Source organism: Streptomyces sp. NPDC031379, from assembly GCF_055569615.1.
The window spans coordinates 220901-242130 of sequence record NZ_JBVIIT010000003.1; the positions used below are offsets into that span (position 1 = coordinate 220901).

The 21230-nt window shown below is 72.1% G+C and carries 24 protein-coding genes; 11 read left to right on the top strand and 13 right to left on the bottom strand.

The annotated features are described in order from the left end of the window. Positions 1 to 32 precede the first annotated feature (32 nt). The 7 genes from crcB (ACZ5CW_RS05895) to ACZ5CW_RS05925 form a co-directional block, all read right to left on the bottom strand. Complete coding sequence (crcB, locus tag ACZ5CW_RS05895) at positions 33 to 407, bottom strand: fluoride efflux transporter CrcB (RefSeq protein WP_468598740.1); 375 nt, start codon at positions 405 to 407, stop codon at positions 33 to 35. Next, a complete protein-coding gene (locus ACZ5CW_RS05900) occupies positions 404 to 784 on the bottom strand; it encodes a DUF190 domain-containing protein (RefSeq protein ID WP_468598741.1) in 381 nt (126 codons plus the stop codon). The genes crcB (ACZ5CW_RS05895) and ACZ5CW_RS05900 overlap by 4 nt, the downstream gene beginning before the upstream one ends. Further along, positions 781 to 1242, bottom strand: a complete 462-nt coding sequence (gene crcB / locus ACZ5CW_RS05905; protein ID WP_468598742.1) for a fluoride efflux transporter CrcB — start codon at positions 1240 to 1242, stop codon at positions 781 to 783. The genes ACZ5CW_RS05900 and crcB (ACZ5CW_RS05905) overlap by 4 nt, the downstream gene beginning before the upstream one ends. A 623-nt stretch (positions 1243 to 1865) precedes the next feature. Continuing rightward, complete coding sequence (locus ACZ5CW_RS05910) at positions 1866 to 2819, bottom strand: SMP-30/gluconolactonase/LRE family protein (protein WP_468598744.1); 954 nt, start codon at positions 2817 to 2819, stop codon at positions 1866 to 1868. A gap of 81 nt (positions 2820 to 2900) precedes the next feature. After that, complete coding sequence (locus ACZ5CW_RS05915; protein ID WP_468598746.1) at positions 2901 to 3188, bottom strand: helix-turn-helix domain-containing protein; 288 nt, start codon at positions 3186 to 3188, stop codon at positions 2901 to 2903. A gap of 213 nt (positions 3189 to 3401) precedes the next feature. Next, complete coding sequence (locus tag ACZ5CW_RS05920) at positions 3402 to 4964, bottom strand: glycosyl hydrolase 53 family protein (RefSeq protein WP_468598748.1); 1563 nt, start codon at positions 4962 to 4964, stop codon at positions 3402 to 3404. Between the two features lie 108 nt (positions 4965 to 5072). Continuing rightward, the gene (locus ACZ5CW_RS05925) at positions 5073 to 7094 is read right to left on the bottom strand and encodes a beta-galactosidase (protein WP_468598749.1); all 2022 of its coding nucleotides are present in this window, start codon (positions 7092 to 7094) and stop codon (positions 5073 to 5075) included. A 237-nt stretch (positions 7095 to 7331) separates the two neighbouring features. Between ACZ5CW_RS05925 and ACZ5CW_RS05930 the strand changes: the two genes are divergently transcribed. Genes ACZ5CW_RS05930 through ACZ5CW_RS05945 form a run of 4 tightly spaced genes read left to right on the top strand, consistent with a single transcriptional unit; the run spans position 7332 to position 11498 of the window. After that, positions 7332 to 8645, top strand: coding sequence for an ABC transporter substrate-binding protein (locus ACZ5CW_RS05930; protein WP_468598751.1), 1314 nt, complete (start codon positions 7332 to 7334; stop codon positions 8643 to 8645). After that, on the top strand, positions 8642 to 9568 hold the full coding sequence (locus ACZ5CW_RS05935; protein WP_468598752.1) for a carbohydrate ABC transporter permease: 927 nt from the start codon (positions 8642 to 8644) through the stop codon (positions 9566 to 9568). Before ACZ5CW_RS05930 ends, ACZ5CW_RS05935 begins: the two co-directional genes overlap by 4 nt. Then, a complete protein-coding gene (locus ACZ5CW_RS05940) occupies positions 9565 to 10470 on the top strand; it encodes a carbohydrate ABC transporter permease (protein ID WP_468598754.1) in 906 nt (301 codons plus the stop codon). The genes ACZ5CW_RS05935 and ACZ5CW_RS05940 overlap by 4 nt, the downstream gene beginning before the upstream one ends. Next, the gene (locus ACZ5CW_RS05945; protein ID WP_468598756.1) at positions 10467 to 11498 is read left to right on the top strand and encodes a LacI family DNA-binding transcriptional regulator; all 1032 of its coding nucleotides are present in this window, start codon (positions 10467 to 10469) and stop codon (positions 11496 to 11498) included. The genes ACZ5CW_RS05940 and ACZ5CW_RS05945 overlap by 4 nt, the downstream gene beginning before the upstream one ends. A 37-nt stretch (positions 11499 to 11535) precedes the next feature. Here the strand turns inward: ACZ5CW_RS05945 and ACZ5CW_RS05950 are convergent, their stop codons facing one another. Next, a complete protein-coding gene (locus ACZ5CW_RS05950; protein ID WP_468598757.1) occupies positions 11536 to 11901 on the bottom strand; it encodes a helix-turn-helix transcriptional regulator in 366 nt (121 codons plus the stop codon). Between ACZ5CW_RS05950 and ACZ5CW_RS05955 the strand changes: the two genes are divergently transcribed. The 3 genes from ACZ5CW_RS05955 to ACZ5CW_RS05965 all read left to right on the top strand — a co-directional run bounded on the left by ACZ5CW_RS05955 (position 11884) and on the right by ACZ5CW_RS05965 (position 12970). Next, positions 11884 to 12018 (top strand): hypothetical protein, encoded by a 135-nt coding sequence (locus ACZ5CW_RS05955; RefSeq protein ID WP_468598759.1) that lies wholly within the window; start codon positions 11884 to 11886, stop codon positions 12016 to 12018. The two genes, ACZ5CW_RS05950 and ACZ5CW_RS05955, sit on opposite strands and share 18 nt — an antisense overlap. Before the next feature lie 127 nt (positions 12019 to 12145). Next, positions 12146 to 12496 carry a VOC family protein gene (locus ACZ5CW_RS05960; protein ID WP_468598761.1) on the top strand — a complete coding sequence of 117 codons (351 nt, stop codon included), beginning with the start codon at positions 12146 to 12148 and terminating at the stop codon, positions 12494 to 12496. Positions 12497 to 12571: 75 nt separating this feature from the next. Beyond that, complete coding sequence (locus ACZ5CW_RS05965; protein WP_468598763.1) at positions 12572 to 12970, top strand: MarR family winged helix-turn-helix transcriptional regulator; 399 nt, start codon at positions 12572 to 12574, stop codon at positions 12968 to 12970. Here ACZ5CW_RS05965 and pqqB read toward each other — a convergent pair. Further along, complete coding sequence (pqqB, locus tag ACZ5CW_RS05970; RefSeq protein WP_468598764.1) at positions 12967 to 13854, bottom strand: pyrroloquinoline quinone biosynthesis protein PqqB; 888 nt, start codon at positions 13852 to 13854, stop codon at positions 12967 to 12969. The two genes, ACZ5CW_RS05965 and pqqB, sit on opposite strands and share 4 nt — an antisense overlap. Positions 13855 to 14040: 186 nt before the next feature. Then, positions 14041 to 14439 carry an SseB family protein gene (locus ACZ5CW_RS05975; protein ID WP_468598766.1) on the bottom strand — a complete coding sequence of 133 codons (399 nt, stop codon included), beginning with the start codon at positions 14437 to 14439 and terminating at the stop codon, positions 14041 to 14043. Between the two features lie 234 nt (positions 14440 to 14673). Between ACZ5CW_RS05975 and ACZ5CW_RS05980 the strand changes: the two genes are divergently transcribed. Continuing rightward, entirely contained in the window at positions 14674 to 15939 is a 1266-nt protein-coding gene (locus ACZ5CW_RS05980) for an alpha-L-fucosidase (RefSeq protein ID WP_468598768.1), read from the top strand. A gap of 65 nt (positions 15940 to 16004) precedes the next feature. On the opposite strand, the gene ACZ5CW_RS05985 is transcribed toward ACZ5CW_RS05980, so the two are convergent. Next, on the bottom strand, positions 16005 to 16232 hold the full coding sequence (locus ACZ5CW_RS05985) for a hypothetical protein (RefSeq protein WP_468598769.1): 228 nt from the start codon (positions 16230 to 16232) through the stop codon (positions 16005 to 16007). Positions 16233 to 16667: 435 nt separating this feature from the next. On the opposite strand from ACZ5CW_RS05985, the gene ACZ5CW_RS05990 reads away from it, so the two are divergent. Further along, positions 16668 to 17459, top strand: a complete 792-nt coding sequence (locus ACZ5CW_RS05990) for a CAP domain-containing protein (protein ID WP_468598771.1) — start codon at positions 16668 to 16670, stop codon at positions 17457 to 17459. Between the two features lie 23 nt (positions 17460 to 17482). Here ACZ5CW_RS05990 and ACZ5CW_RS05995 read toward each other — a convergent pair whose 3' ends face one another. Further along, positions 17483 to 18682 carry an MFS transporter gene (locus ACZ5CW_RS05995; protein WP_468598773.1) on the bottom strand — a complete coding sequence of 400 codons (1200 nt, stop codon included), beginning with the start codon at positions 18680 to 18682 and terminating at the stop codon, positions 17483 to 17485. Between the two features lie 54 nt (positions 18683 to 18736). Between ACZ5CW_RS05995 and ACZ5CW_RS06000 the strand changes: the two genes are divergently transcribed. Further along, complete coding sequence (locus ACZ5CW_RS06000) at positions 18737 to 19501, top strand: AraC family transcriptional regulator (RefSeq protein ID WP_468598775.1); 765 nt, start codon at positions 18737 to 18739, stop codon at positions 19499 to 19501. Positions 19502 to 19557: 56 nt separating this feature from the next. Here the strand turns inward: ACZ5CW_RS06000 and ACZ5CW_RS06005 are convergent, their stop codons facing one another. After that, positions 19558 to 19896, bottom strand: a complete 339-nt coding sequence (locus ACZ5CW_RS06005; RefSeq protein WP_468598777.1) for an SCO4225 family membrane protein — start codon at positions 19894 to 19896, stop codon at positions 19558 to 19560. Positions 19897 to 20124: 228 nt separating this feature from the next. On the opposite strand from ACZ5CW_RS06005, the gene ACZ5CW_RS06010 reads away from it, so the two are divergent. Further along, positions 20125 to 21198, top strand: coding sequence for an NAD(+)/NADH kinase (locus ACZ5CW_RS06010; RefSeq protein ID WP_468598779.1), 1074 nt, complete (start codon positions 20125 to 20127; stop codon positions 21196 to 21198). The last annotated feature ends 32 nt before the right edge of the window (positions 21199 to 21230 follow it).

The following is a 21230-nucleotide window of genomic DNA, read 5'->3' on the forward strand; positions in this document are numbered from 1 at the left end:
GTACTTCCTGTGTCCGGCCGCGCGCCAAGCGCCTAGGCCCACAGGGCACCGGCGAGCGAGACCCCGGCGAAGGCCGCCGCAAGCCCCGCCACCACGCTCGCGACGACGTTGACGGCAGCGTAGAGGCCCGAGCCCGCCTCGGTCAGCCGCAGGGTCTCGTAGGAGAACGTCGAGTACGTCGTCAGCGCCCCGCACAGCCCGGTGCCCAGCAGGAGCTGCAGATGCGGGCCGGCGGCGCCTGCGGAGGCCGCGCCCGTGAGCAGCCCGAGGATCAGGCAGCCGGTGACGTTCACCACGAAGGTGCCCCAGGGGAAGAGCGAGTCGTGGCGGGCCTGCACGGCGCGGTCCGTCAGATAGCGCAAGGGTGCGCCGACCACGGCCCCAGCGATGACCAGGAGCCAGTTCACAACGACTTCTTACCCTTCGGGTCCGCTTTGTCCGGGCTGTCGGCGCGGCCCGTGTACCGGACGACCTCGCACTCCTCCACGGTCACGAGCCCCTCGTCGACCAGTTCGTCCAGCTGCGGCAGGAACGCGCGGACCCGCTCCTCGGTGTCCACGACGACCACCGCGACCGGCAGGTCCTCGCTGAGGGACAGCAGGCGGGAGGTGTGGACGCGGGAGGAGGCGCCGAAGCCCTCGATGCCCCGGAAGACGCTGGCCCCGGCGAGGCCGGCGGCGTGCGCGCGGTGCACGATCTCGGAGTAGAGGGGCTTGTGGTGCCAGGTGTCGTCCTCGCCGATGAAGACGGTCAGCCGGAGGGCACGGCCGGTGAGTGACGTCATCGCTGCCTCCTGGTCAGCACCCGGCGGGCGGCGGCCGAGGCGAGCCACACCGCCGTGAGGGCCGCGAGCAGCGTCGCGGCGAGATAGGCGAGCCCGAGGCCGGGGCGGCCTGCGTCGACCAGCTTGCGGATGTCGACGGCGTAGGTGGAGAAGGTGGTGAAGCCGCCGAGGACACCGGTGCCGAAGAAGGGGCGGACCAGGCGGTGGGCGGCCCACACGTCGGTGATGAGCACCATGAACACGCCGATCACCGCACAACCGGTGACGTTGGTCCAGAAGGTCGCCCAGGGGAATCCGCCGGGTGGCGTGGGCCAGGCGAGGGTGAGCGCGTAACGGCCCGACGCGCCGAGGGCACCGCCCAGCGCGACCACGGCGACGACGGGTGCCTGGGTACGCCACTCCGACCGCCGCCGGGAAGCGGGGCGGACGCGGAGGCTCTCTGCTTCCGGGGCTGTCATGCTCGTACGACTCCTGTTCGGCCCTGCCCCGACGGGTGATCACGGCCAGCCACCAGCGTACCGCCGGCCAGACCCCGTCCCACCCGGCGACGGCCCCCACGGGGACGGCGGTGTCCGGCTTCCGGCTCAGCGGCCGGCGACTCGCGCGGCTCGCCCGCGCACGGCGGAGAGCGGCGTCCGGGTTCCGGCTCAGCGGACTGCGGCTCGCGTACGGCGGGCGGTCGGCATCCGGCCCATCCGACGACAGCCCACGCGCGGACGGCGGTGGCGAAGCCGGCGCATCCGGCGACAGCCCGCGCGCCGAGCAGGCTCCGGCCCCGGCTCCCGGCCTTCGGTGCCAACACCGGCACCGGCACATGCGGCGACAGCCCACCCGCAGACGCCGACACCCGCATCCGGCACAGCCGCCGACAGCTCAGGCGGCACCGGCGGGCGGCCGGCGCCCGGCACACTCGGCAGCGGCTCCCGCAGGCACGGTGGCGCTCGGCGTCCAGCGCACCCGAGGACGGCTCCCGAGCGACCGGCAGGCGCCCCGCCGACAGCCCCCCACACAGACGTCGGCACCCGCGTCCAGCACAGCCGGCGACCCCTCCCATGTGGACAACAGGCGGGCGGAGGGCGGATCAGGTGGGGGGTGCGTACAGGGCGATGCCCGGTTCCCAGAGACTGCCGAGGACCAGGTGGTCGTCGGTCGCGCACACGCTGGTGACCATGCGGAAGCCGGAGCGGCGGCGGCTGAGGTGGTGGACGGTGCGGCCGTGGTCGTCGAACGCCAGCACGCCGATCGTTCCGCCCGGCCGGAACGGCGCGTGGACGGCGGCCCGGGCGGCGGTGGCGCGGACGGCGGGCGGCGTGCGGTGCAGGAGGTCCAGCGGGGCGACGCGCGGGCCGGCGAGGGCGACCCAGATCGGGCCGTCGGGGCCGGCGCGCCAGAGGTTGTCCGGCATGCCGGGGAGGACGGCGAAGAGGTCGGTGTGTCCGGCGCGCGGGCCGGTGAGGTGGTAGCGCGTGAGACGGCGGGCTCCGGTCTCCGCGATGACCAGGAAGGAGCCGTCGGCGGCCACGGCGAGCCCGTTGGCGAACTGCAGTCCCTCCAGCAGGACTTCGGGTTCGCCGCCCTCCGCGGCGAGCCGGAGCAGCCGCCCGGTGCCGGTGTGTTCGACGATGTCGCCGATCCACTGGTCCAGCGGGTAACGGCGGCTGGAGACGGTGAAGTAGACCGTGCCGTCGGGCAGGGCGACGACATTGCTGCAGAACCGCAGCCGCTCCCCCGCCACCGAGTCGGCGAGGACGCGGACGGAGCCGTCGCCGGGCCCGACACGCAGCAGACCGCGTTCGGCGTCGCACACCAACAGGTCGCCGTCCGGCAGGAGTTCGAGCCCCAGAGGCCGGCCGCCGGTCTCGGCCAGCATCTCCACCCGGGGTGCGAGCGAGCCGCCGAGGGGGTGGACGCGCAGGATGCGCCCGTCCTCGACCCCGGTCAGTACGCGCCCGTGCGCGTCGGCCACCACGTCCTCGGGACCACGGGCGCCCAGGGAGACGTAGTGCAGTGGAACGAGTGCCGTCGGTCGGTCCATGTGCGGTGCCCTTCGCCGTCGGGTCGGCCCATCCTGGCACGGAAGCCGTCGGCCCGGTCCGCGTCGGCCGGGTTCGGCGGCTCACCAGCCCTTCTCGAACATCCGGGCCACTTCGGCGATGCGGATCTCGTCGCGCCGGTAGTAGGTGCGACAGCGCACCCGCCGGGTGCGCAGCAGGCCGAGGCGGCTGAGGAACTCCAGGTGCGCGAGGGCGGTCCGGCGGGGGACGCCGAGCTTGACGGCGACGGCCCGGGCGGTGACGCCGGTCTCGGCGGGGCTGCGGCGGCGCGAGGCCGGGAAGTGGACCGAAGGTTCCTTGAGCCACTCCAGAATGGTCTGCCGTGTGCGGCCCGAGGGAGTTCCCATCATCCGTCCGCCCTCCGTCCGGCCTCCTCGTATGCAGTCTGCCCACTGTGGCGCGGGCGACCCCGTCACGTCCGGCACTCGGCGACCGTTGTCCGGTACCGAACGGCAGTACGACCGAGCGGATCCCCGCCGCGCCGGGACGCAGTCGGCCCGAGGCCCGGGAACAAGGGGGAGGGCCCGGCCGCCCCTTACGGCCGGGCCCCCGTCACGGGTGGTTCAGCGGTGGCTGAACCACGTCATGGAGGAGAGCGCCTTGTCGTCGTAGCCGAACAGGGCCTGGTTCTCCCAGCCGTTGCCGGAGGAGGCGTCGGCGGGGTCCCAGCCGTTGCCGGTGACGGCGGTCCAGGTCGCCTCCCAGTAGAAGACACCGAGACCGCGACCGTTCGGGACGGCCTCCACGATGCTCGCCACGTCGTTCATCCACTTGGTCTGGCCGGCCACGGTCGCCGGGTAGCCGGAGACGAGTTCGCCGGTGGTGTCGATCTGGTTGGTGAGCGAGTCGTCGCTGTCGAGGCGGAAGGGATAGGCGGTCTCGGCGACGAACACGGGCTTGCCGTAGCGGGAGGCGGCGTCGTCCAGGGTGGTCTGGAAGTCGGAGAGCGGGCCGTGCCAGTAGCCGTAGTACGACAGCCCGATCGCGTCGAACTTCACGCCCTGGGCCACCGCGTTGTCGAACCACCACTCGGTTCCGGCCTTGTCCCCGCCCTTGGCGAGATGCAGGGCGACCACCGTGGACGAGTCGACCGCCTTGACGGCGTCGTAGCCCGAGTTGAGCAGCCCGGCGAGCTGACTCCAGTTGTCGGTCGACCCCTCGGACCACAGCATGCCGCCGTTGATCTCATTGCCCACCTGGACCATGTCGGCGGTGGTGCCTTGCGCCTTCAAGGCGTTCAGCACGTCGTACGTGTGGTTGTACACGTCCGTCTTGAGCCGGCTGTACGAGTGGCCCGACCAGGCGGCCGGCTTGGTCTGGGCGCCCGGGTCGGCCCAGGTGTCCGAGTAGTGGAAGTCGACCAGCAGCTTCATGCCGGCCGCCTTGACGCGCTTGGCCAGGGCGAGGACGCGCGTCTTGTCGTTGTAGCCGTCGGCCGGATTCACCCAGACCTTCAGGCGCGCGTAGTTCATACCGGCGTTCTTCAGGATGGTGATCGCGTCGCCCGCGCTCCCCGAACTCGTCCTGTATACACCGCCCTTGGCCTCGCTCTTGGCCAGGGAGGAGATGTCGGCGCCGTGGATCGACGTACCGGTGGTGCCCGACGTGAAGGTCAGATCGTCGACATTGATCCAGTTGCCGGCGTTCGCGTCACTGTTGATGCTGACCGTGCACTGGTTGGTGGTCACCTTGATCGGTGTGACGATACGGATCCACCCGCTGGACGAGATCGGCAGATCCGTGCGCTGTTCCGGACTCCCGCAGTTCTTGAGGGCCAGGTAGGCGGAGTTCTGGCCGCCTCCGGAGCGGACCCATGCGGTCAGGGTGTAGGTGCCGTTGGCCAGTCCGGACAGGTACTGGTACGTCTCCACCCTGTAGGCGGACGACGAGTAGTGGGTGAGGCGGTAACTCCCGCCGTGCCCACCGGACTCGGTGTACGAGGCTCCGGTGTCGCCGTACTCGGACCAGCCGGTGGGCGCGGCCACGCCCGAACCGTCGGACTCGAAGCCCCCGTTGGAGAGAGTGCTCGCGGCCTGGGCGGTCTGGGCGGGCAGGGCGGTGAGGGCGAGCCCGGCCGCGAGCGGCGGCAGCAGGGCCCTGATGGTGCGTCTGGGATGGAACTTCATCGTCCGTCGTCCCTTCGACGTAACTGGGGAGAGAAGTCCTCCGGTGGGGCTGGAGGAGAGCCCTCCGCCCGCGGCTCCGACGGCTCGCGCGGGCGGAGGGGGGCCGGCTCAGCCGTCGAGCCGTACGACCCGGACGGCCCCCGCCGGGACCGCGAGGCGGCCCGCGACGCGTTCGCCCGTCAGCAGTTCGGTGCCGGCCGTGTCCAGCGGCACCTTGGTGTCGCCGGCGGTGTGGTTGATCACGAAGAGGAAGGAGCCCGACTCGCCGTCGCGGCGCACGACTTCGACGTCGCGGGGCAGGTCGGCGCGCGGGGCGAGCCGGGCGTCGTCGGCCGCCCGGCCGACGAGCGCGTCCAGGCCCTGGGCGTCCAGGCGGGTGGACACGTACCAGGCGGTGCCCTTGCCGAACCGGTGCCGGGTGACGGCCGGGCGGCCGGCGGTGAGGCCGTCGGCGTACGTCCACACCGTCTCGGCGCCGCGCGGCACGACGAACTCCGTCCACACGTCCCCGGCCGGCTCGGAGCCGTCGGGGCCGGTCAGGTGCACCCGCTCGTCCTTCAGCAGCGGGGAGAACTCCTCCACGGTCAGGCCGAGGACGTCCCGCAGTGTCCCCGGGTAGGCGCCCTCGTGCACCGCGTCGTGCTCGTCGACGATGCCGGAGAAGTACGACACCACGAGCGTGCCGCCGTTGTCGACGTACTCCCGGACGTTGTTCCCGGCGGCCTCCGTCATCAGATACAGGGCCGGTACGACGACAAGGGGATACCTCGACAAGTCGGCTTCCGGGTGGGCGAAGTCGACGGTGAGGTGGCGGTCGTAGAGGGCCTCGTAGAAGGAGTCGGCGCGCTCGCGCGGGTCGTGGTCCTCGGTGGGCCGCCAGGCGAGGTTCTGCGCCCACCAGGACTGCCAGTCCCACAGCAGGGCCACGTCGGCCCGGGTGCGGGTGCCGCGGATCGGGCTCAACGAGTCGACGGCCGCGCCGAGTTCGACCACCTCGCGCCAGACCCGGGTGTCGGTGCCGCCGTGCGGCAGCATCGCCGAGTGGAACTTCTCGGCGCCGCGCCTGGACTGCCGCCACTGGAAGAACATCGCGCCCTCGGAACCGCGGGCCACGTGTGCGAGGGAGTTGCGGGCCATCTGTCCGGGCGCCTTGGCGGGGTTGCGGGGCTGCCAGTTGACGCCCGAGGTGGAGTGCTCCAGCAGCAGCCAGGGAGCGCCCCCGGCGACCGAGCGGGTGATGTCGGCGGCCATCGCGAGGTTGACGTGGGTGCGGCGGCCGTCGGTGATCAGGTAGTGGTCGTTGGTGACGAGGTCGACCTCGCGGCCCCAGGCCCAGTAGTCCATGGAGTCGCACTGGCTGAGCGCGGTCATGAAGTTGGTCGTCACCGGGACGCCCGGCGAGAGGCGGTGCAGGATGTCCCGCTCGGCGCGGAAGTTCTCGCGGATCGTGGCGTCGGCGAACCGCCGGTAGTCGAGGGCCTGGCCCGGGTTGCCGACGGTCGGCGTGGCCCGGGGCGGGTTGATCTGCTCGAACCCGGTGTAGCGCTGGCCCCAGAAGGCCGTGCCCCAGGCCGCGTTGACCGCCTCGACGTCGCCGTAGGTGTCCGCGAGCCAGCGGCGGAAGTGGGCGGCGCAGGAGTCGCAGTAACAGGCCGAGACGGGGACGCCGTACTCGTTGTGGACGTGCCAGAGCGCCAGCGCGGGGTGGTCGCCGTAGCGCTCGGCGAGCCGGGTGGTGATGCTCGCGGCGGCCGCGCGGTAGTCGGCGTTGCTGTGGCAGATCGCTCCGCGCGAGCCGAACTCGTGGCGCACGCCCTCGGCGGTGACCGGGAGCGCCTCGGGGTGCGCCCGGTAGAACCAGGCCGGCGGCACGACGGTGGGCGTGCCGAGGTCGACGCGGATGCCGTTCTCGTGCAGCAGATCGATGACCCGGTCCAGCCAGCCGAAGTCGTACTCCCCGGGCGCCGGCTCCAGCAGGGCCCAGGAGAAGATCCCGACGCTCACCATGGTGACGCCGGCCTCGCGCATCAGCCGGACGTCCTCCTGCCAGACGCTTTCCGGCCACTGCTCGGGGTTGTAGTCCCCGCCGAAGGCGAGCCTGCTGAGGCCCCTGGGGTGGGTGTCCGGCATGGATCTCTCCCGTTGAAATCGATCATTTGGGAACGTACACACACAGCAGCGGCGGTGCGATCCCAACATAACCGCACAGCAACAACCATTGACAAGTGTCCGGGATGTTTCTCTACTGTGAACGCTCACAGAAGCATGGCAGGGGTTCTGCACGATCGGGGGCCCGGGTCATGTGAACGTGCACATCTGCATGGCAGGTCCCCGCAGTGGGCGGGGACCCAGGTCAGGGGAGAAACCATGCCGCACACGAAGCGCCGTCGCCTCGTGACAACCGCCCTCGCCGTCTCGCTCGGCGCCACCGCCCTCGCCGCCTGCGGCTCCGATGACGGCGAGGCCGAATCGGGTCCCGTCTCGCTGACGTACTGGACCTGGACACCCGGCATGGACAAGGTCGTCGACCTGTGGAACAAGGGGCCGGGGAAGAAGGAGAAGATCACCGTCACGGTGAAGAAGCAGGCGTCCGGCGACACGCTGGTCACCAAGATCCTCACCGCGCACAAGGCGAAGAAGGCCCCTGACCTGGTGCAGGCCGAGTACCAGGCGCTGCCGACGCTGGTCAGTAACGACGCGCTGGCCGACATCTCCGAGCAGGTCGGCGATGTCGAGGACAAGTTCGCCGCGGGCGTCTGGCAGCAGACCACGCTCGGCACGGACGCGGTCTACGCGGTGCCGCAGGACATCGGCCCGATGATGTTCTACTACCGCGAGGACCTGTTCAAGAAGTACGGCCTGAAGGTCCCCACCACCTGGGACCAGTTCGCCGAGACCGCTCGCGCGCTGAGGAAGAAGGCGCCGGAGACGTCCCTGACCACGTTCTCCGCCAACGACGCCGGCCTCTTCGCGGGTCTCGCCCAGCAGGCCGGCGCCAAGTGGTGGACCACCTCCGGCGACAAGTGGAAGGTGGCGATCAACGACGCGGCCACCCGGAAGGTCGCCACGTTCTGGGGCGGCCTCGTCAAGGAGGGCGTCGTCGACGACCAGCCGATGTACACCCCGTCCTGGAACAAGGCGCTCAACACCGGCAAGCAGATCGCCTGGGTCAGCGCGGTGTGGGCGCCGGGCACGCTGACCACGGCCGCGCCGGACACCAAGGGCAAGTGGGCCATGGCCCCGCTCCCCCAGTGGTCGCTCGACCAGGACGTCACCGGCAGCTGGGGCGGGTCCTCCACGGCCGTCACCACCGACTCCGCGCACCAGGAGGCCGCCGCGAAGTTCGCGGCCTGGCTCAACACCGACCACGACGCCCTGAACGCGCTGGCCAAGGAGGGCGGGATCTACCCGGCCTCCACCTCCGCCCAGCTCAGCGGCGCCTTCTCCAACCCGCCGGCGTACTTCTCCGACCAGCCGGACTTCTACACGAAGGCCGCCGACATCGCGAAGACCACCGCACCGTCCGCGTGGGGCCCGAACGTGAACGTCGCCTACACGTCGTTCAAGGACGCCTTCGGCACCGCCGCCAAGAACAAGTCGGACTTCGGCGCCGCTCTGGACACGATGCAGGACGCCACGGTCGCCGACATGAAGAAGCAGGGCTTCGGGGTTTCCCGGTGAGCACCTCCACCAGCCGGAAGTCGTACGGGGTCAAGGGGGCCCCGTACGGCTTCCTCCTCCCCGCCACGATCCTGTTCGCCCTCTTCTTCGCGCTGCCCATCGGGTACGCGGTCTGGCTCAGCTTCCGCCAGGTGCACGTCTCCGGACTCGGCCTCGGGTCGGGCGCCCGCAAGGAGGTGTGGGCCGGCTTCGCGAACTACACCGAGGCCTTCCAGGACAGCGAACTGCTGAACGGCGCGCTGCGCGTGATCGGCTACGGCTGCATCGTCGTCCCGGTGATGCTCGGCCTCGCGCTCCTGTTCGCGCTGATGCTGGACTCCGACAAGGTACGTCTCGCCCCGTTCACCCGGCTCGCGATCTTCCTGCCGTACGCCATCCCCGGTGTGGTGGCCGCGCTGCTGTGGGGCTTCCTGTACCTGCCGGACGTGAGCCCCTTCTACTTCGTGCTCGACAAGCTGGGCCTGCCGCAGCCGGACCTGCTGGACGGCGGTCCGCTCTATCTCGCCCTGTCGAACATCGCGGTCTGGGGCGGCACCGGCTTCAACATGATCGTCATCTACACCTCGCTGAGGTCCATCCCGGCCGAGGTGTACGAGGCGGCGAAGCTGGACGGCGCCACCCCGCTGCAGATCGCGTTGCGGATCAAGATCCCGATGGTGGCGCCCTCCCTGGTGCTGACCTTCTTCTTCTCGATCATCGCGACGCTTCAGGTGTTCAACGAGCCGACCACCCTCAAGCCGCTCACCAACTCCGTCAACACGACCTGGAGCCCGTTGATGAAGGTGTACCAGGACGCCTTCGGCCGGAACGACATCTACTCGGCGGCGGCCGAGGCGACCCTGATCGCCCTCGTCACGCTGCTGCTGTCGTTCGGCTTCCTGCGGGCCGCGAACCGCCGCGACAAGCAGGAGGAAGCGCGATGAGTTCTCTTGCCGTCCGCAAGGCCGCCCCGGCCGCGGGCACCACCCCGGGCACGGCACAGGGTCCGCCGCTGCGCCGCCGGATCGCCCTGATCCCGACGGTCACCCTGCTGATCGGCGCCGTCTACACCCTCCTTCCGGTCGCCTGGGTGGTGATCGCGTCCACCAAGTCCGGACACGAGCTGTTCTCCACCTTCACCTTCCTGCCGGGCACCGGTTTCACCGACAACCTCAAGGACCTCAACGCCTACCGGGGCGGCGTCTACTGGAAGTGGATGGGCAACTCCGCCCTGTACGCCGGTCTCGGCGCCCTGCTCTCGACCGCCGTGTCGGCGTTCAGCGGCTACGCGCTGGCGACCTACCGCTTCAAGGGCCGCGAGACGATGTTCAGCATCCTGCTCGCGGGCGTCCTGATGCCGCCGGTGATCCTCGCGATCCCGCAGTACCTGCTGCTGGCGAAGGCGAACCTCACGGACTCCTACCTGTCCGTGCTGCTGCCCCAGATCCTCTCCCCGTACGGCGTCTACCTGGCGCGCATCTACGCGGCCGCCGCCGTCCCCGCCGACGTGGTGGAGGCCGGACGGATGGACGGGGCGAGCGAGTGGCGGATCTTCACCCGGATCGCGCTGCCGATGATGATCCCCGGCATGGTCACCGTGTTCCTGTTCCAGTTCGTCGCGGTCTGGAACAACTTCCTGCTGCCGTACATCATGCTCAGCGACGACGAGAAGTTCCCTCTCACGCTCGGTCTGTACACGCTGCTGGAGCAGGGCTCCAACACGCCGGCGCTGTACACGCTGGTCATCACGGGCGCCTTCCTCGCGGTCCTCCCGCTGATCGCCCTCTTCCTGGTCATTCAGCGCTTCTGGAGCCTGGATCTGCTGTCCGGGGCCGTAAAGTCATGACCATGAGCAATCCGGGGGGCCGGCGCAAACCGCCGACGATCCACGACGTGGCGCGCGAGGCAGGCGTCTCGCGCGGCACCGTCTCACGCGTGCTCAACGGCGGGCACTACGTCAGCCCCGCGGCCCAGGAGGCGGTCGACGCCGCCATCCGCAGGACCGGGTACGTCGTGAACCGGCACGCCCGCTCGCTGATCACCGGACGCTCCGACTCGGTCGGCTTCCTGCTGACCGAGCCGCAGGAGAGGTTCTTCGAGGACCCCAACTTCAATGTCCTGCTGCGGGGTTGCACCCAGGCGCTGGCCGCGCACGACATCCCGCTGCTGCTCATGCTGGCGGGCACCGAGGACGAACGGCGGCGCATCACGCGGTACATCACCGCCGGGCATGTCGACGGGGTGCTGCTGGTCTCCAGTCACTCCGGTGATCCGGTGGCGGAGGAGCTGCGGGAGGCGGGTGTGCCGCTGGTCGCCTGCGGCAAGCCGATCGGGCTCGGCTCGAAGGTGAGTTACGTGGCCGCCGACGACCGGGACGGCGCCCGGGACATGGTGCGGCACCTGCTGTCGCTCGGCCGGCGCCGGATCGGCGTGGTCACCGGTCCGCTGGACACCCCCGGTGGTGTGGAGCGGCTCGCCGGGTACAAGGAGGTACTCGCCGAGGCGGGCGTCGAGACCGACGAGCGGCTCGTCGTCTCCGGTGACTACAGCCGGACCAGTGGTGAGGCGGGCGCGGAGCGGCTGCTGGCTCAGGCCCCGGACATGGACGCCGTGTTCGTCGCCTCCGACCTGATGGCGCAGGGCGTGCTGGCGGCGCTGCACCGGGCCGGGAAGCGGGTGCCGGACGACATCGCTGTCGGCGGTTTCGACGACTCGCCCGCCGCGACCGCCGCCACCCCGGAGCTGACCACGATCCGCCAGCCCTGGGACCGGATCAGCAACGAGATGGTCCGGGTGCTGCTCGCCCAGATCGGCGGCGAGGACCCGGCGGCGGTGATCCTTCCGACGGAGCTGGTGCGGCGCGCTTCCGCGTGAGCCGCTTCGGCGAGCCGCGGGGTACCGGTACACGCCGTCAGGCGTCTGCGGCACCCTCGCGGCGGTCGCGCAGGCCGAGCTTGGCGAAGATGCGGGCCACGGGGGACTTGACCGTGGCCTCGCTCAGGGTCAGCTCGGCGTCCGGCTCGGTGTCGGACAGGCCCCGGCCCATCAGGGTCAGCACCTCCCGCTCGCGGGGCGTGAGGGCGGCCAGGTCGGCGGGCACCGACTCGGCCGCCCGTTCGGCCTCGGCCGCGTAGCGCTCCACCAGCCGCCGGGTGATCTGCGGCGCCAGCAGGGCGTCGCCGGTGCCGACGAGTTCGCCGCCTACCGAGTCGTGCTCCCGCGCATGGCGGCGGGGGTCGACATCACCCTGCCGGCGTACATGACGGACGTCTGGCATGCGCCGGTCCTGGCGCTCCTGGCCCTGGCGGGTGTGCTGATCGCCGTCGTGGGTGCCCTGGTGCCCGCCCGCCGGGAGGCCCGCCTCACCGTCGCGGAGGTGCTGCACGGCGAGTGAGGGCCCCGCCGTGGGAGTCCGCCGCAACCGGTCAGGATCGGAGAAGCCGTGGCGGACTCCCCGGCCCTAGCGTGAGAGCCCCGACGAGGAACCCGTCGGGTCACGCGCCTCAGAAGGAGTGAGCCCTATGACCACCGGCCTGCAGACGATCATCTACCCGGTCAAGGACCCGGAGCGGGCCACGGCCGTCTTCACCGCGCTGCTGGGCGTCGAGCCGTTCGTGGACGAGCCGTACTACATCGGTTTCAAGGCCGCCGGGCAGGATGTCGGCCTCGACCCGAACGGGCACGCGCAGGGCCTGACCGGGCCGGTGCCGTTCTGGCACGTGTCCGATCTCCGGGAGCGGCTCGCGGCTCTGCTGGCGGCGGGTGCCGAACTGCTGCAGGACGTGCGGGACGTCGGCAACGGCAGGCTGATCGCCTCGGTGAAGGACCCCGACGGCAACCTGGTGGGGCTGCTCCAGGACGCGGCGGCCTGAGGCGCGCGCGAACCGCCTGCACAGCACACTAGTTGCGCACTCAACGATTGGCCGGATCGGTGCTACGGTGCGGGTATGGCAGTCAAGACGGCCGACGCCCGGCTCGAGGAACGGTGGCGGGGCATCCTTTCGGTACACGCGCGCACGATGTGCGAGATCGACCGGGCGCTGCACCCGCACGGGCTGGGCGCCAGCGACTTCGAGGTGCTGGACATCCTGGCGTCCGAATCGCCCGGGGAGGGCGACCAGTGCCGGGTGCAGAACCTCGTCGGGCGGGTCCATCTCAGCCAGAGCGCGCTGTCCCGGCTGATCGGCCGGCTGGAGAAGGACGGTCTGGTCGAGCGCTCGGTGTGCGCGGAGGACCGTCGCGGGGTGTGGGTCGCGCTCACCCGCAAGGGCCGCGAGCTGCACACCGAGGTACTGCCGGTGCAGCGGGCGGTGCTCCAGCGCATGCTGGCCGAACAAGAGCGTTAGAGCAGCAGCTCGGTCCCGTCCGGCAGGACCTCGACACCTTCCTCGGCGATCCGCGCGCGTGCCGGTGAGGCGGGGTCGAGGAGCGGGTTCGTGTGGTCGAGGTGGGTGTAGATCCGGCGTACGCCGAGGTGGCGGGCGAGATCCGTGAGGGTGCCGTCCGAGCCCGTGACCGGCGGATGGCCCGGACCACCCGCCGGTACGGCACCGGCCCGCACCGCCCCCACCGTCCGGTCGGCCGTGCAGAACGTGCCGTCCACCAGCACGCAGTCGGCCTCGGCGCACGACTCGTCCAGGGCGGGACTCCAGGCGCCGATGCCGGGGGCGTAGAGCAGTACTCCCCCGCTGGACAGGTCCTCGATGCGGTACGCCGTCACCCACGGCTCCTCGGGCAGCGGCGCCTGCGCCGGGACGTACCTGGGGATCCGCGCGCCCACCGGGTGGGCCGTGACGACCAGTCCGCCGGCCAGTACGAAGCCGCCGTCGGCGACGCTGTCCGCCCACTCCCAGGGGGCGTAGCGGTCCAGCGCGGCCCGCACCGGGGCCAGGACGGCGCGCACCGGCGGGGCCGCGTAGACCTTCAGGCCCGCCGCCCCGCGCAGCTCCGCCAGACCGGTGACGTGATCGGCCTCGGCGTCCGTGAGCAGCACACCGCGCAGCGGGGTGCCCCGGGGGCCGGGCCGGAGCGCGGGGGTGGCCGCGAGCTGGGTACGCAGATCGGGCGAGGCGTTCAGCAGCCACCAGTCGCGGCCGTTGCCGGTGACGGCGGCGCACTCCTGGGTCCGGGGGGCCAGCCGGCCGCTCCGGGCCGCGGTGCACAGCACGCAGGCGCAGTTCCACCGCGGGAAGCCGCCCCCGGCGGCGGTGCCCAGCAGGACGACCCTCACGACCATCGGCTCCTTCACGCTCGCCCGGACCTGCCGCCCGCAGGGATTTTCCCTGCGGAAGGGCCGGTGCTACCCCTCGGCGGGGAGCAGTTCCGGCCGTCCTGCGCCGGGCCGCCTGCCGTGCGTGAGCCGATGATCGGGGAGATCGCCGGAGGGGGCGGGTCGGTGCCGCTCACCCCTGGCGGATCAGCGGGCCAGCAGGGTGCGCACCCCTTGGGAGGTGAGTGTCAGTGCGTGGGACGAGCTGCCGTCGATGGCGAGGGAGAGGTCCTCCTCGGGCCACTGTGAGGCGAGCGCGCCGAGCGGTATCAGGCGGTAGCGCGAGACGAACGGCAGCAGTTCGGCCATCTCGCCCTCCGTGGTGAAGACCGGGACGACCTGATCGCCGCCGGGCTGCTCCAGGACGGGCAGGGCCACCGTCGTCGCGTCGGCGCCCTCTCCGTCGACCGCGTCGTCCGGCACGGGGACGAGCACGTCGGTGTGGGCGAGGGTGTCCAGGGCGGCCTGGTCCTCGGCGTTCACGGTCAGCGCGTCCAGCGCCTGCTGCGCCGGCGTCGGCAGATCGTCGTGTGTGGGTGTCTCCATGGCAGATCCCCTGGTAGCGGCGGTCGTACGGGCCACCCGGGCGGTTGCCGACCGGGCGTGCTCCCGCCTCGCGTACCCGGTGGGGTGCGGGGCATGCGTGGGGATCGGCGGGAGGTCCGGTGGCGGGCCGATGGAGGAGGCGGTGCCGGCGGGGGACCGCGGAGGGTGAAAACCGACCAGCAGTGGTGATCGCCGCCCACGCGCCCCCGCCCGGGTGCGGCCTAGCGTGGCCGCATGCCGATACAACCCTGGTTCCGCGACGCCAAGCTGGGCATCTTCGTCCACTGGGGCATCTACGCGGTGGACGGAGTCCCGGAGTCCTGGTCCTTCTACACCGGTCAGGTGCCCCATGAGCGGTACATGAAGCAGCTGGACGGCTTCACCGCGTCCCGCTACGACCCCCGCGCCTGGGCGGACCTGTTCGCCCGCGCCGGCGCCCGCTACGCCGTGCTCACCGCACGCCACCACGACGGTGTGGCCCTGTGGGACAGCGCCCACGGCGACCTCGACGTGGTCCGCCGGACCCCGGCCGGGCGCGACCTGATCGCCGGGTACGCCGACGCGCTGCGCGAGCGCGGCCTGAAGGTGGGCCTGTACTACTCGCACTCGGACTGGAACCACCCCGACTATGCGAGCACCCGGCATCCCGACCCGGGCGAGGAGCCACCCAACCCCTACGCGCACGCCCGTCCCGGTGCGGAGGACGCGGTGGCCTGGGCGCGGTACCTCGCCTACCGCGACGGCCAGGTCGGTGAGCTGGTCGACCGGTTCCGCCCGGATCTGCTGTGGTTCGACGGCGAGTGGGAGCGCACCGAGGAGCAGTGGGGGCTGGACGCGCTGGCCGCGCGCATCCTGGCCGGGAATCCGGACACGGTCCTGAACGCGCGCATGCTCAGCCACGGCGACTACGCCACGCCGGAGCAGGGGGTGCCGCTCCAGGCTCCGGAAGGGCCCTGGGAGTTGTGCCTGACCGTCAATGACTCCTGGGGCTTCCAGCACCGGGACGACCGTCACAAGTCGGTGCGCCGACTGGTGCGTTACTTCACCGAGACGATCGGCGCGGGCGGGAATCTGCTGCTGGACGTGGGCCCGCGCGAGGACGGCACGATCCCGGCGGAGCAGGCCGAGCGCCTGGAGGGGCTCGGTGCGTGGATCGCGCGACACTCCGAGGCGGTGTACGGCACGGTCGCCGGCCTGCCTCCGGGGCACCACTACGGCCCTGGCACTCTGTCGGCCGACCGGCGCACGCTGTACCTGGTCTGCTTCGACGTGCCGCGCGAGGCGGTGTCCGTGCGCGGGCTGCGCAACCGGGTCCGCAGGGTGACCGTGCTCGGGACGGGGGCGGAGCTGGGCCACGAGGTCACCGGCGGGCTGCACGAGGTGCCGGGTGTGACGTGGCTGGACGCGCCGGCCCCCGCGGACGTGGACGAACACGCCACCGTGCTCGCCGTGGAACTGGACGGGGAGCTGGACCTGTACCGGGGTACGGGGCGCGCGTGACACGAGGACCCGTGGCGTCCGCGGACCGAGAGGTCGGGTACGGCGGGCCCGGTGCGGGGCTCGGGTCAGCGGTCGAACTCCTCGTGGATCGGTGTCTTCGGTTCTTCCCACAGGTGCTGGGAGATCCCGGGTTTGCCGCCGCGCCGCGTCCGCCCCGTCCGCCGCGCGGCGTCGTCGCGGTCGGTGGTGTCCGGGCGCTCCGCCGGTGCCGGAGTCGTGCGCGACGGCTGATCGGCCTGCGCCGCGTCCGCCTCTGGTCCACCCTCCGCCTGAGAAGGGGTGTACTCGCTCATCAGGGCCTCCCGCCCATGCCCCCGCCTGCCGTCGAGCCTCGAGTACCCGTCCTCCCGGGCGCCACCACCGGGGAGGATCCGTCGATCCGCACGCCGGGTGACATCCATCACAGCGATGGCGGCGACTAAGCATGCCGGTTAGTAGATGGCGCTCCCTCGACATATGGGATTTGTCCGGCTTGCCGCCGTCTCGTGCCGTGCCCGGAGCGACGGCACGAGGGTCCCTCGGCACCTCGCCCCAATCGTCGCCGCCCACGCGCTCCTGACGGAACGACAGTGCTCGCGCAAACGTCGCGTACGCGAAGTCGGCATCTCTCGATCCGCCTGGCAAGGGCCGGTGGAGTCTACGAAGCAGAGTAGTAGTAAGAGCCCTTTGCACTCACTGTGAAGCCGTCCCGACAATGAGCGCTCGGCGATCAGCAGTGAGGTTGACGAATGGGACAGCACCGCAAGACCAAGCACTACCGGCGGATAGTCATCGCCGCCGTCGCCATCGGAGCCGTGGGCGTGCCATCGGTCGCCCTGGCCTGTTCCGACTGGCCGTACGGCGCGGAGGAGCAGTCGTACGCCCCCGTGACGAGCGCACCCGTGGCGCAGTGGCAGCACGTCCACAGGCATCACCACCGCAATGTCCCCGTCGCAGGAACACCGCAGACCAGCGTGTCGCCCGAGCCCCGGGCCACCGCTCGTCCCAGTGCCGGGCACAAGGCGACGGCCCACAAGCCGAAGGCCCACAAGCCGCAGAGCACCACCGCTCCCACCACCGCTCCCCGTACTCCCGAGGCTCCCCCCTCCGCGCCCGCCACCCCCCCTGTCGCGCCGAGCACCCCGAAGCCCACCACCACGGCGTCGGGAGTCGCCGCCGAGATCCTGCGGCTCGTGAACGCCGAGCGGGCCAAGGCGGGTTGCCAGGACCTGACCCTGAACTCGACGCTGACCAAGGCCGCGCAGGCCCACAGCGCGGACATGGCGGCCCACCAGAACATGTCGCACACGGGATCCGACGGATCCTCCCCGGGCGACCGCATCACACGGGCCGGGTACGCCTGGAGCAGCTACGGGGAGAACGTCGCCTACGGCTATTCCACGGCGGAGCAGGTCATGGCGGGCTGGATGTCCAGCCCGGGCCACCGGGCCAACATCCTCAACTGTGGGTTCAAGGAGATCGGCGTCGGCCTCGCGCAGCCCAACAGCTACTGGACCCAGGACTTCGGCACGGCCCGGTGACCGAGGGCGGCCGGCGCCGCTGATCATCGCACCGGGCGGCGCCGCCGGACCGGGCCGGGACTCCGGGCCGGTTCGCGGCGGCGCCCGGGGACGGCGGGCTCCGGAAGGGTGCGGAACAGCAGCCAGCTCAGCGCCGGCATCAGGACCAGCGGGGCCAGCGCGGTCCGCAGGGACGTCGCGTCGGCGACACGGCCGATGAGGGGGCTCGCCAGGCCGCCGATGCTGACGGTCAGCCCGAGGGTGATGCCGCCGGCGGTGCCCACCCGTGAGGGCAGGTAGTCCTGGCCGAGCGTGACCTGCAGGGAGAACGGGACGTACAGCCCCGCGGAGGTCAGGGCCACACACGGGTACAGAGCGGGCCCGGGTGCGAACACGACGCCCGCGACCCCCGCCACCGACAGCAGATAGGACCAGCGGCACACCGCGACCCGGGGCCACCGCCCGGCCAGCCGTCCTCCCAGCACGGAACCGACCGCGCCGCCGAGATAGAGCACGAACAGCGCGGCCGTCCCGGCGGCGCCGTCCCCGGTGCGCTGTTCGGCGTACAGCGGCAGGAAGCTGCTCAGCCCGATGAACACGACCGAGCGGCACACCACGGCCAGCGACAGCTTCGCGAACGACGCCCGGTCGTCGGCCTGTTCCGCGGGTGACGCACCGGTACCGGCATCCACCTGCCGCGAACCCCGCGCGCGCAGCACCGGCAGGCACAGCGCGGCACCCGCGAGCGCCGGGAGCACCAGCAGCGGGGTCCGGTGCAGCCCGCCCGTGCGCACGACGGCGGCGACCAGGAGCGGGGCCAGGGCGAAGCCGAGGTTGCCGCCGAGCGAGAACCAGCCCATGGCGCTGTGGCTGCCCCGGCTCACGAGCCGGGCGACCCGGGCCGACTCGGGGTGGTAGGCGGCCACCCCGACGCCGGACAGCGCCACGCATGCCAGGGTGAGCGGGTACGAGCCGCCGATCCCGCTCAGGGCGATACCGAGGCCGGCCAGGAGCGTACTGACCGGGAGCAGCCAGGGGACCGCCCGGCGGTCGGTGAGGGCACCGAACACCGGTTGCGCCACCGACGACAGCACGGAGGCGGCCAGTACGACGCCCGAGGCGGCGGCGTAGCCGTAGGCGCGCTCCGCCACGAGAACGGGGATCAGGGCGGCCACAGTGCCCTGGTAGACGTCGACACAGGCGTGCCCGACGGAGAGCAGGGTGATCGATGCATTCGTTCGCACCTCGTCATGCTCCGGCGCCCGCACCCTGTCGTGCTTTCGATAACCTGCCACACGATGACGCAGATCCGCCATACACCGGCCGCCCCCACACGTACCCAGTGGCTGGCGCCCGGCGCGGCGATAGACGCCCACCGGCACGACGACCACCAGATCGTCTACGCGGGCCGGGGAGTTCTGGCCGTCACCACCGACGCGGGCTCCTGGGTCGCGCCGGCCACCCGCGCCATCTGGGTCCCGGCCGGCACGGTCCATGCCCACCAGGCACACGGTGAGCTGGAACTGCATCTGGTGGGGCTGCCCGCGACCGAGAACCCGCTCGGCCTCGACGCGCCGACCGTGCTCGCCGTGGGCCCGCTGCTGCGGGAGCTGCTCGTCGCGTACACCCGTGGCCCGGACGACGGCAGCCCTGAACGGGCCCGGCTGCGTGCCGTGTTGCTCGACCAGCTGCGGGCCTCGCCCCAGCAGCCGCTGCACCTGCCGACGCCGGCCTCGCCCGTGCTGCGCGCCCTGTGCGCCGTCCTGCGCGCCGATCCGGCCGACGGGCGCACACTCGCCGAGCTGGGGCGGGAGGTCGGGGCGAGCGACCGTACCCTCTCGCGGCTGTTCCGCCACGACCTCGGCATGACGTTCCCGCAGTGGCGCACCCAGTTGCGGCTGCACCACGCCCTGGTCCTGCTGGCCGAGCGGACGCCGGTGACCGCGGTGGCGCACCGGTGCGGCTGGTCGTCGGCGAGCGCGTTCATCGCGGTCTTCAGGCGGACCTTCGGCCACACTCCGGGCAGCCATCCGGCGGATCCGCGGGGTGGGCAGCGCTCCTGACCGGGGCCGGGCTGGTGCCGCGCCCGACCGGGGGCCGGGGTGGGCCGCGCGGGGCTTCAGGCGCCGTTCGGGCGGGCGGCGCGGCGCTGGGAACGCTCGGTGAGCCCGCGGTAGGCCGCGCCTAGCACCGCCGCCTGGAACAGGGCGCTCACCAGGAGCGCCACCCACGGCAGCGGGCCCGGCAGGAAGAGGAACAGCCACGAGGTCGGGGCCGTGACCAGGAACGCCCACACGCCGGCGAAGCCGGGATCCCCGAACAGCACCGCGGCCCCGATCCAGGCGAGGACACCGGCCACCACCGCCAGATAGCCGAGGGCGGCCGGATTGAGCAGGTAGTGGCGCACCGCCGCGCCGAGAGAACGCCGCGCGCCCGTGGAGCCCTGCGAGCTGTCCATGTCCGACCTCCTGTGATGTCCACCGGTGTCCACGGTCCCGCGTTCCGGCGTCGGCGGCCTGAGTAGCCGTACTCACGTTCGCGCGCGTGCCCACCCAGATGCGGGTCCTGCCCGGCCGGCGGGCATCCGCACCCCCGGCCGCGGCACCCGGCGGCGTGGCGCGCTCCGGGCCGGCCCGGTCCCCGGCGAGGATGGCGCTCGGTGTGGACAGACGGCTGGGAGGCGGCAATGACCGTGAACCGTATCGGCCTGGTCGTGCACGGCGGACGCGAAGAGGCCGTGGCCGCCGCGCGGGCCGTGCGCGAGTGGTGCGCCGAGAACGCCGTGGGCTGTACCGACATCGACGTGTGGCAGGAGGGCGAGCGGCACAGCGCCAGCGAAGAGGTGGACGCCGCGGGCGACCCGGACCTCATCGTCACCCTCGGCGGCGACGGCACCTTCCTGCGCGGTGCCCGGCTGGCGGCCGTGCACGACGCCCTGGTGCTCGGGGTCGACCTCGGCCGCGTCGGCTTCCTGACGGAGGTCCCGGTCCCGGCGGTGCGCGAGGCGCTGGACGCGGTGCGCGAGGAGCGGATCACCGTCGAGAGCCGCATGCTCCTGACCATGCGGGCGTCGTGCCGGCTGGAGGTTCCCCCGCAGATGGAGGCGCTGCTGCGGTACGGCCGGGGTCCCATGCTGCCGCCGCCCCGGGTCCGCACGGAGTGCGAGGCGGGCGGTGACTGGGGCGTCGCCCTGAACGTCATGGCGCTGAACGACGTCGTCCTGGAGAAGCTGGCCCGGGACCGGCAGGTGTCGGTCGCGGTCTATCTGGCCGGCCGGCTCCTCGCCTGCTACTCCGCCGACGCGCTGCTGGTGGCCACCCCGACGGGCTCCACCGCGTACAGCTTCGCCGCCGGCGGCCCGGTCGTCTCGCCCCGCGCGGAGGGCCTGATCTTCACGCCGGTCGCCCCGCACATGGTGTTCAACCGTTCGGTCGTGGCCGCCCCGGACGAGCCCGTCGCCCTGCGGGTGCTCGAACGGTCGGGCCAGGCAGCCGTCAGCATCGACGGCCAGCTGCGCGGTGTGCTGAGCCCCGGCGACTGGATCGGCGTGTACGCCGCTCCCCGACGGCTCAAGGCGGTCCGGCTGGGTCCGACGGACTTCTACGGCCGGTTGCGCGAGCGCATGAACCTCACCGACGCGCCGGCCGCGCTCGCCGACGGGAGCGCCGCCCCACTGTGGCCGGTGACCACTCCCCCACCCGGCGACCTCGCGCACCTCGCCCTGCCTCCGGTGCCCGACGGCACCCCACGGCTTTCCTGAGGCGTACGCGGACCGGCCGGGGCGGCACGGTC

What these genes read in the sequence shown, in the direction of transcription:
- ACZ5CW_RS05985 (WP_468598769.1), bottom strand. Translation starts at nt 16,232, where the DNA reads ATGAGCGAGTACACCCCTTCTCAGGCGGAGGGTGGACCAGAGGCGGAC.
- ACZ5CW_RS05965 (WP_468598763.1), top strand. Translation starts at nt 12,572, where the DNA reads ATGGCAGTCAAGACGGCCGACGCCCGGCTCGAGGAACGGTGGCGGGGC.
- ACZ5CW_RS05980 (WP_468598768.1), top strand. Translation starts at nt 14,674, where the DNA reads ATGCCGATACAACCCTGGTTCCGCGACGCCAAGCTGGGCATCTTCGTC.
- ACZ5CW_RS06005 (WP_468598777.1), bottom strand. Translation starts at nt 19,896, where the DNA reads ATGGACAGCTCGCAGGGCTCCACGGGCGCGCGGCGTTCTCTCGGCGCG.
- ACZ5CW_RS05990 (WP_468598771.1), top strand. Translation starts at nt 16,668, where the DNA reads ATGGGACAGCACCGCAAGACCAAGCACTACCGGCGGATAGTCATCGCC.
- ACZ5CW_RS05915 (WP_468598746.1), bottom strand. Translation starts at nt 3,188, where the DNA reads ATGATGGGAACTCCCTCGGGCCGCACACGGCAGACCATTCTGGAGTGG.
- ACZ5CW_RS06010 (WP_468598779.1), top strand. Translation starts at nt 20,125, where the DNA reads ATGACCGTGAACCGTATCGGCCTGGTCGTGCACGGCGGACGCGAAGAG.
- crcB (WP_468598742.1), bottom strand. Translation starts at nt 1,242, where the DNA reads ATGACAGCCCCGGAAGCAGAGAGCCTCCGCGTCCGCCCCGCTTCCCGG.
- ACZ5CW_RS05975 (WP_468598766.1), bottom strand. Translation starts at nt 14,439, where the DNA reads ATGGAGACACCCACACACGACGATCTGCCGACGCCGGCGCAGCAGGCG.
- ACZ5CW_RS05950 (WP_468598757.1), bottom strand. Translation starts at nt 11,901, where the DNA reads ATGCCAGACGTCCGTCATGTACGCCGGCAGGGTGATGTCGACCCCCGC.
- ACZ5CW_RS05930 (WP_468598751.1), top strand. Translation starts at nt 7,332, where the DNA reads ATGCCGCACACGAAGCGCCGTCGCCTCGTGACAACCGCCCTCGCCGTC.
- ACZ5CW_RS05910 (WP_468598744.1), bottom strand. Translation starts at nt 2,819, where the DNA reads ATGGACCGACCGACGGCACTCGTTCCACTGCACTACGTCTCCCTGGGC.
- ACZ5CW_RS05920 (WP_468598748.1), bottom strand. Translation starts at nt 4,964, where the DNA reads ATGAAGTTCCATCCCAGACGCACCATCAGGGCCCTGCTGCCGCCGCTC.
- ACZ5CW_RS06000 (WP_468598775.1), top strand. Translation starts at nt 18,737, where the DNA reads ATGACGCAGATCCGCCATACACCGGCCGCCCCCACACGTACCCAGTGG.
- ACZ5CW_RS05945 (WP_468598756.1), top strand. Translation starts at nt 10,467, where the DNA reads ATGACCATGAGCAATCCGGGGGGCCGGCGCAAACCGCCGACGATCCAC.
- ACZ5CW_RS05960 (WP_468598761.1), top strand. Translation starts at nt 12,146, where the DNA reads ATGACCACCGGCCTGCAGACGATCATCTACCCGGTCAAGGACCCGGAG.
- ACZ5CW_RS05940 (WP_468598754.1), top strand. Translation starts at nt 9,565, where the DNA reads ATGAGTTCTCTTGCCGTCCGCAAGGCCGCCCCGGCCGCGGGCACCACC.
- ACZ5CW_RS05955 (WP_468598759.1), top strand. Translation starts at nt 11,884, where the DNA reads ATGACGGACGTCTGGCATGCGCCGGTCCTGGCGCTCCTGGCCCTGGCG.
- ACZ5CW_RS05925 (WP_468598749.1), bottom strand. Translation starts at nt 7,094, where the DNA reads ATGCCGGACACCCACCCCAGGGGCCTCAGCAGGCTCGCCTTCGGCGGG.
- ACZ5CW_RS05900 (WP_468598741.1), bottom strand. Translation starts at nt 784, where the DNA reads ATGACGTCACTCACCGGCCGTGCCCTCCGGCTGACCGTCTTCATCGGC.